This window comes from Blautia sp. CAG:257, assembly GCF_000433815.1.
Lineage (GTDB): Bacteria > Bacillota > Clostridia > Lachnospirales > Lachnospiraceae > Blautia_A > Blautia_A caecimuris.
In genome coordinates this window covers 1-8,027 of sequence record NZ_HF999005.1, presented here as the reverse complement: position 1 = coordinate 8,027, position 8,027 = coordinate 1, and the positions used below count along the sequence as shown (strand labels likewise).

The 8,027-nt window shown below is 40.8% G+C and carries 8 protein-coding genes; all 8 read left to right on the top strand.

Annotated features, from left to right (window positions below):
• The coding region (locus QVP40_RS02935; protein ID WP_288200283.1) for a guanylate kinase at positions 1-561 on the top strand (561 nt) is incomplete at its 5' end.
• Between the two features lie 88 nt (positions 562-649).
• Positions 650-1,639 carry a DNA polymerase III subunit gene (locus QVP40_RS02930; protein WP_022067010.1) on the top strand — a complete coding sequence of 330 codons (990 nt, stop codon included), beginning with the start codon at positions 650-652 and terminating at the stop codon, positions 1,637-1,639.
• 1 nt (position 1,640) lies between these two features.
• Positions 1,641-2,543 carry a PSP1 domain-containing protein gene (locus tag QVP40_RS02925; protein WP_022067009.1) on the top strand — a complete coding sequence of 301 codons (903 nt, stop codon included), beginning with the start codon at positions 1,641-1,643 and terminating at the stop codon, positions 2,541-2,543.
• Complete coding sequence (locus QVP40_RS02920) at positions 2,533-3,288, top strand: tRNA1(Val) (adenine(37)-N6)-methyltransferase (RefSeq protein WP_022067008.1); 756 nt, start codon at positions 2,533-2,535, stop codon at positions 3,286-3,288. Before QVP40_RS02925 ends, QVP40_RS02920 begins: the two co-directional genes overlap by 11 nt.
• 245 nt (positions 3,289-3,533) lie before the next feature.
• Positions 3,534-4,382, top strand: coding sequence for a 16S rRNA (cytidine(1402)-2'-O)-methyltransferase (rsmI, locus tag QVP40_RS02915; protein ID WP_288200281.1), 849 nt, complete (start codon positions 3,534-3,536; stop codon positions 4,380-4,382).
• A gap of 472 nt (positions 4,383-4,854) precedes the next feature.
• A complete protein-coding gene (locus QVP40_RS02910) occupies positions 4,855-5,637 on the top strand; it encodes a 3-isopropylmalate dehydrogenase (RefSeq protein WP_287575537.1) in 783 nt (260 codons plus the stop codon).
• A 290-nt stretch (positions 5,638-5,927) separates the two neighbouring features.
• Positions 5,928-7,853, top strand: coding sequence for a DNA topoisomerase (ATP-hydrolyzing) subunit B (gene gyrB, locus QVP40_RS02905; protein WP_022067005.1), 1,926 nt, complete (start codon positions 5,928-5,930; stop codon positions 7,851-7,853).
• Positions 7,854-7,864: 11 nt separating this feature from the next.
• The coding region (locus QVP40_RS13830) for a DNA gyrase subunit A (protein WP_288200294.1) at positions 7,865-8,027 on the top strand (163 nt) is incomplete at its 3' end.

The window sequence follows — 8,027 nt, the reverse complement described above, 5'->3', positions numbered from 1 at the left end:
AAGAGTGCTTCCGGTAAGGACAGGATTTACTCCATTCTTTCCAAAGACGAGAGCCTTGGACTGAAAAGACTGGTGCTTTATACCACACGCCCCATACGGGCAGGCGAAGAAAACGGCAGAGAATATTATTTTACAGATGAAAACAGGCTGGAGGAATTCAGGAAAACCAACAGGCTGATTGAATCAAGAGCTTATCATACGGTTCACGGAATCTGGACTTATTTTACTGCAGATGACGGACAGATCAATCCACAGGGAACAGATTATCTGGGGATCGGAACTCTGGAATCCTACCGTAAAATGAAAGAATATTACGGGGAGGAAACAGTCTGCCCGATATATATTCAGGTAGAGGACGGAGAACGGCTTCAGAGGGCGCTTATCAGGGAGAAGCAGCAGGAAAATCCCAGGTATGCAGAAATGTGCCGCAGGTTTCTGGCAGATCAGGAGGATTTTTCGGAGGAGAATATCCTTGCAGCAGGTATCCGGATCCGGTTCGAAAATGATGATCTGGATAATTGTGTCAGAAATATTATAAAATATATAAAATCTGTGACATAAGCAAAAACACTTTTTATTAACAGACAAAATATGATATAATGTGATTTATCAGGATAAAGATAAACGCGAAAAAGTGAGGTGATTCTGAATGGCTGGTTTTAATAATATTATTGGACACGAAGAGATTATCAGGCATTTAAAGAATGCAATGAAAACAGGGAAGGTTTCCCATTCTTATATTTTTACCGGAAGACCCGGATCAGGAAAAAAACTTCTTGCAACAACCTATGCGATGACGCTTCAGTGTGAGACAGGCGGAACAGAGCCCTGCCAGAAATGCGATTCATGCAAAAAGGCTATGGGCAAGAATCATCCTGATATTATTATGGTAAATCATGAAAAACCGGGAACAATCAGTATTGATGAGATCAGAGAACAGGTAATTTATGATGTAGCGGTGAAACCATACTGCAGTCCCCACAAAATTTATATTATCCCGGATGCAGAGCTTATGACAGTACAGGCTCAGAACGCTCTTTTAAAAACCATTGAGGAGCCGCCTGAGTATGCGGTGATCATGCTGCTTACAAGCAATGCAGATGCAATGCTGCCGACCATTCAGTCACGCTGCGTCAGACTGGATCTGAAGGTTGTGGATGACAGCCTTGTAAAAAAATATCTGATGGAACGTCTTCACGTGCCGGATTATCAGGCAGAGATAGATGCAAGCTTTGCACAGGGAAGTATAGGAAAAGCAAAGGAGGCAGCTACCTCGGAGGAATTTTCCAATATTACACAAAATGCTCTGAAAATCCTGAAAAATGCAAATTCTATGGAGGTTTATGAGCTGGCGGATGAAATTAAACTTTTATCCGGAGAAAAACAAAGTATCGACGATTATCTGGATATTTTCCAGTTCTGGTTCAGAGATGTCCTGATGTTTAAGGCGACCAGAGAGATTGATAATCTGGTATTTAAGCAGGAAATTAATTATATCAAGGAACAGGCCAGTCAGCGCTCCTATGAGAATCTGGAAAAAATCCTGGAGGCACTGGAAAAAACAAAAGTACGTCTCCGTGCCAATGTAAACTTTGAGCTTGCGCTTGAGCTGTTGTTCCTGACGATCAGGGAGAGATAGAATGACAAAAGTAGTAGGTATCAGATTCCGGAATGTCGGAAAAATATATTATTTTAACCCAAAAGAATATAAAATGAAAATCGGCGATCATGTGATCGTTGAAACTGCAAGAGGCATAGAGTTCGGAAGAGTAGTGCTTGGGCCAAAGGAAGTGGGAGAGGATGAGGTGATCCATCCTCTGAAAGAAGTCCTTCGCGTGGCAACTTCTGAAGATGAAGAAAGAGAAAAGCAGAATCGTCAGAAAGAAAAAGAAGCGTTTAAAATCTGCCAGAAAAAAATCAGGGATCATGGTCTGGAAATGAAACTGATCGATGCAGAATATACCTTTGATAACAACAAAGTTCTGTTTTATTTCACTGCAGACGGAAGAATTGATTTCCGTCAGCTTGTAAAAGATCTGGCAGCTATTTTTAAAACAAGAATTGAACTTCGTCAGATCGGCGTCCGTGATGAGACAAAAATCCTGGGAGGAATCGGAATCTGCGGAAGATGCCTGTGCTGTCATACGTATCTTTCTGAGTTTGCTCCGGTATCGATCAAGATGGCAAAAGAGCAGAATCTTTCTCTGAACCAGACAAAAATTTCCGGAGTATGCGGAAGACTGATGTGCTGTCTGAAGAATGAGCAGGAAACCTATGAGGAGCTGAACAAAAAGCTGCCGGGAACAGGAGATACCGTGACCCTGCCTGACGGTCTTCAGGGAACCGTCCACAGCGTCAATGTACTGAGACAGCTGGTGAAGGTAATTGTTGAAGTTAATGATGAAAAGGAAATTCAGGAGTATCCGGTAGAAGAATTAAAATTCCGTCCCAGAAAGAAAAAAGTAAAGATTTCCGAAAAGGAAATGAAAGAACTGGAACGGCTGGAAGATAAAGAAGGAGATTCCAAATCTCATGGAAAATAATCTGCGGGACAGTCTGGTAAAGCCGGGAGAGCGTGTGGATGATCTCCAAAATGGGTATTATGTGATCCAGAATCCGGAAAAATTCTGTTTTGGAATGGACGCGGTTCTGTTATCCGGCTTTGCAAAAATAAAAAAAGATGAGCGTGTTCTGGATATGGGAACCGGCACAGGAATTATTCCTGTTCTTCTGAAGTCGAAGACACCGGGAGAGCATTTTACCGGATTGGAGATACAGGAGGAATGTGCCGAAATGGCGCAGAGAAGCGTAGCTTATAACAATCTGGAACAGGACATTGATATTGTCTGTGGTGATATTAAAGAGGCTGCTGAAATTTTCGGAGCAGCTTCTTTTCATGCAGTAACAAGCAATCCGCCATATATGATCGGACAGCACGGGCTGCAGAATCCCTATATGGCAAAAGCAATTGCCAGACATGAAATCCTCTGTACTCTGGAAGATGTGGTCAGTCAGGCTGCAAAAGTTTTAAAGGACAGAGGACGTTTTTACATGGTACACCGACCGTTTCGGCTGGTGGAAATTTTTCAGGTACTTACCAGGTACAAGCTGGAACCAAAAAGAATGCAGCTTGTTTATCCCTTTAAAGACCGGGAACCGAATATGGTTCTTATTGAGGCCTTAAAAGGCGGCAATTCAAGAATTACAGTGGAAAAACCATTGATTGTGTATGAGAAGCCGGGCGTGTATACAGAAGAAATACTGAAAATATACGGACCCGGAGTGTAAATCCAGAATCGGGCAAGAATCGGAACAGAAATCCGGTTTTGTATAGATGATGATATTTATTAACTTCTGGCTAATTATTTTAAATATTAAAATAATTTGTCGGGAAGTTAAGCGCAAACTGACAGTAAGCTTGATAGGACTTTAAAAGTTCATGATTTATATGTTTATTAAAAAATGATAAAACAGTTTTTAAATTTACAGATACTGTAAATAAAATCTTAAACTACAAGGAGCGGAGAATGAATATGAGCGGAAAATTATATTTATGTGCAACCCCAATCGGAAACCTGGAGGATATTACGCTCAGAGTTCTCCGGACCTTAAAGGAAGTCGATCTGATTGCTGCGGAAGATACCAGAAACAGCATCAAGCTTCTGAATCACTTTGACATAAAAACACCTATGACCAGTTACCATGAATATAACAAAATTGAAAAGGCGCATACTCTGATAGAAAAAATGCAGGGCGGAATGAATATTGCCCTTATTACAGATGCAGGAACTCCCGGAATCTCAGATCCGGGAGAAGAGCTTGCGGCCATGTGCTATGAAGCTGGAATTGAAGTCACTTCGCTTCCGGGACCTGCTGCCTGTATTACAGCCCTTACGCTGTCCGGACTTCCTACAAGAAGATTTGCATTTGAGGCATTTCTTCCCATGGACAAAAAAGAGCGCAGAGAGGTGCTTCAGGAGCTTGTGGATGAAACAAGAACCATTATTATTTACGAGGCCCCCCATAAGCTGGTGAAGACCCTGAAGGATCTTAAAGAAACCCTTGGAAACAGAAGAATAACACTTTGCAGGGAGCTTACCAAAAAGCATGAGACTGCTTTTCGTACAACCATAGACCAGCTGATCGCCTGTTATGAGAACGAAAAGCCTCTTGGAGAGTGTGTGCTTGTAATTGAAGGCAAAAGCCGCCAGGAGCTGAAAAAAGAGGCAGAAGCCTCCTGGGAGGAGATTTCCATAGAGGAGCATATGGAGATTTATGAAAGTAAGGGGCTTTCCCGGAAAGATGCCATGAAGCAGGTGGCAAAGGACCGGGGAGTAAGTAAAAGAGAGATTTATCAGTATCTGGTAAATGGAGAGAAATAGAAGCTATTTATTATTGAATAAAAGCATAAATATGAAAGGGAATGCTGTATGAATGATTTTATCATAGTACGGCATTCTTTTTGTTTACAGGAAAACAGTGAAATTGAGATATAAAATCGACAAAATATAGCAAATTCTTCTGTTGCAGATTGATTTTTATAATGCTAAGATAAAAACAGAGCAACATTTTCTTTTTTATTCTTAATTACATTTCATATAGCAGATGACAGATCTGTCTTTCCGGAAAATTCTTGCTTTACTACCCATTACAGAGGCAGGAGTTTATATCGGGGGAAACTCCTGAGAGATCTTAAGGAGGTTCTATATGAATAAGGACAGAGAGAATGCCAGAAAGCAAGATAAAACAGTTTTGCAGTGGCACCCTGCATTTTTTGCAGATATTCAGATTGAACTGCAGGAAGATGCAGACAGTCTGATTTTTGAGAATGAGCATCAACTGGGAACAAAACCTATGGAAATAGATGTTCTGGTAATTAAAAAAGAAGATGGGAAAATGATACATAAAAATATCGGAAGAATTTTTCGAAAGCATAATATTATTGAATACAAGAGTCCAGATGACTATCTTAGCATTGATGATTTTTATAAAGTTTATGGGTATGCCTGTTTTTATAAAGCTGATGCCAGAGCAGTAAATATGATTCAGATTCAGGATTTGACAATCTCTCTGGTATGTAGTAAATATCCCAGAAAACTGATGAATCATTTAAAACTTGAAAGGAAATATAGAATTCAGAAAATTGAATCTGGAATTTATTATGTAAATGGTGATGTGATTCCTGTTCAGCTTATTGTTATATCAGAACTGGATCCGAACAGAAATCTTTGGCTTCGAAGTCTGACAAATCATCTGGATAATGAAAATATGATTCGTCAAATTTTAGGAGAGTATAACGGAAATCTGGATAACACTTTGTATCGTTCTGCCATGAACATGATAGTAAAAGCCAATAAAGACAAATTTAAAGAGGGAGATGTGCTTATGTGTGAAGCATTAGAAGAGTTATTTATGGAAATTATGCCTGACCGGGTTCAGAAGCTTATGGATGAGGCCCAGAAGGCAAGAGATGAAGAAACGGCACAAAAAATAGAAGAGAATGCTGTACAAATAAACAAGTTGACATCTATACTTTTGGAGGAAGGACGGATTGATGATGTAAAAAGGGCATCAGAGGACAGAAATTATCAAAAGAAATTACTGAAGGAGTTTGGATTGCTTTCAGAAAAGGTGTAAATTAATAGAATTTTAAACAGAAAAACAGGATTTTGAGCTTGAATATGGATTTATAAAAACAGAGCTATGTCTTATGTGAATTCTCTCAGATGTGTTGAGAATATTTACTCTGCATTTGGGGAGTGGTTCACTGAAAGATATAGCTTTTTTCAGCGTTTTGCGCAAATTTAATGGAAAGCACCCCCATTTTGTGTTATAATAAATTAGTATTACTATGTCTATTTATCAGTGGGTGCAGGATTTCTGTATGCCTGTTGATGCCATAAATATAGAATGACAGGAGGACGCAAATGGGCGGAGAGAATACAGAGTACGGAGCGGATCAGATTCAGATTCTGGAAGGACTGGAAGCTGTAAGAAAAAGACCGGGAATGTACATTGGAAGTACGTCAAGCAGGGGCCTGCATCATCTTGTATATGAAATCGTGGATAATGCGGTGGATGAAGCGCTGGCAGGATTTTGTACGGAAATTCAGGTGACGATCAATCCTGATAATTCAATTACAGTTGTAGATAACGGAAGAGGTATTCCGGTAGGAATCAACCATAAAGCGGGAATTCCTGCAGTTGAGGTGGTATTTACCATCCTTCATGCAGGCGGTAAATTCGGCGGCGGAGGATATAAGGTATCAGGAGGACTTCACGGAGTCGGAGCATCTGTTGTAAACGCACTTTCTGAATGGCTTGAGGTTTCTATTTTTAAAGAGGGAAAAGAATACAAACAGAGATATGAAAGAGGACACACCATGTATCCTCTGAAGGTTGTGGGAGACTGTTCGCCTGAATATACAGGAACAACCGTAACCTTTTTACCTGATAAAGAAATTTTTGAAGAAACTGTTTATGATTACGATATTCTCAAGCAGCGCCTTCGTGAGATGGCTTTTCTTACAAAAGGGCTGAAGATCATTCTCAGAGACGACAGAGAAGAGTCAAAAAAAGAAAAATCTTTCCACTATGAGGGAGGAATTCAGGAGTTTGTTACTTATCTGAACAGAAGCAAGGAAGCTCTTTATCCTGAGGTTGTATATTGTGAAGGTGAGAAAGACGGCGTTGTGGTAGAGGTTGCCATGCAGCACAATGATTCCTATACAGAAAATACCTATGGTTTCGTAAATAATATCAATACTCCGGAGGGCGGAACTCATATCGTGGGCTTCCGTAATGCTCTGACAAAGACATTTAACGATTATGCCCGGAAAAACAAGCTTCTGAAAGACAGCGAGCCAAACTTAAGCGGTGATGATATCCGTGAGGGTCTGACTGCTATTGTCAGTGTAAAAATCGAGGAGCCTCAGTTTGAGGGACAGACGAAACAGAAGCTGGGCAACAGCGAGGCCAGAGGCGCTGTTGATTCTATTGTCAGCAGACAGCTGGAGATTTTTCTGGAGCAGAATCCAACTGTGGCAAAAGCGACAGTGGAAAAGTCTGTTCTTGCTCAGAGAGCCCGTGAGGCAGCCAGAAAAGCCAGAGATCTTACCAGAAGAAAATCAGCCCTTGACGGTATGGCGCTTCCCGGCAAGCTGGCAGACTGTTCAGATAAGGATCCGAAAAACTGTGAGATCTATATTGTAGAGGGAGATTCTGCGGGTGGTTCTGCAAAAACAGCCAGAAACCGTGCAACACAGGCAATCCTTCCCCTAAGAGGAAAAATCCTCAATGTTGAAAAAGCCCGTTTAGATAAAATTTACGGAAATAAAGAGATCAAGGCTATGATCACAGCTTTTGGAACAGGAATCCACGAAGATTTTGATATCAGTAAGCTTCGTTATCACAAGATCATCATCATGACAGATGCCGATGTAGATGGCGCGCATATTGCAACACTTCTTCTTACGTTCCTGTATCGTTTTATGCCTGAGCTTATTAAACAGGGATATGTTTATCTGGCGCAGCCGCCTCTTTATAAAATCGAAAAAAATAAAAAGGTATGGTATGCCTATGATGATGCGGAGCTGAACCGTATTCTGGAGGAAATAGGCCGCGACAATAATAATAAGATCCAGCGTTACAAAGGTCTTGGTGAAATGGATGCGGACCAGCTTTGGGAGACAACTATGGATCCTGAAAAGAGAATCCTTCTGAGAGTGACAATGGATGAATCCGCAACCTCGGAGATAGACCTTACTTTTACAACTCTGATGGGAGATAAGGTAGAGCCAAGACGTGAATTTATCGAAGAGAACGCAAGATTTGTAGAAAATCTGGATATCTAGGAGAATAAAAAATGGAAGACAATATTTTTGATAAAGTGCATGAGGTGGATCTGCAGAAGACCATGGAAAAATCTTATATAGATTATGCCATGAGTGTAATCGCCTCACGAGCGCTGCCGGATGTCCGGGACGGACTGAAACCGGTACAGAGACGAGTTCTGTATTCAATGATAG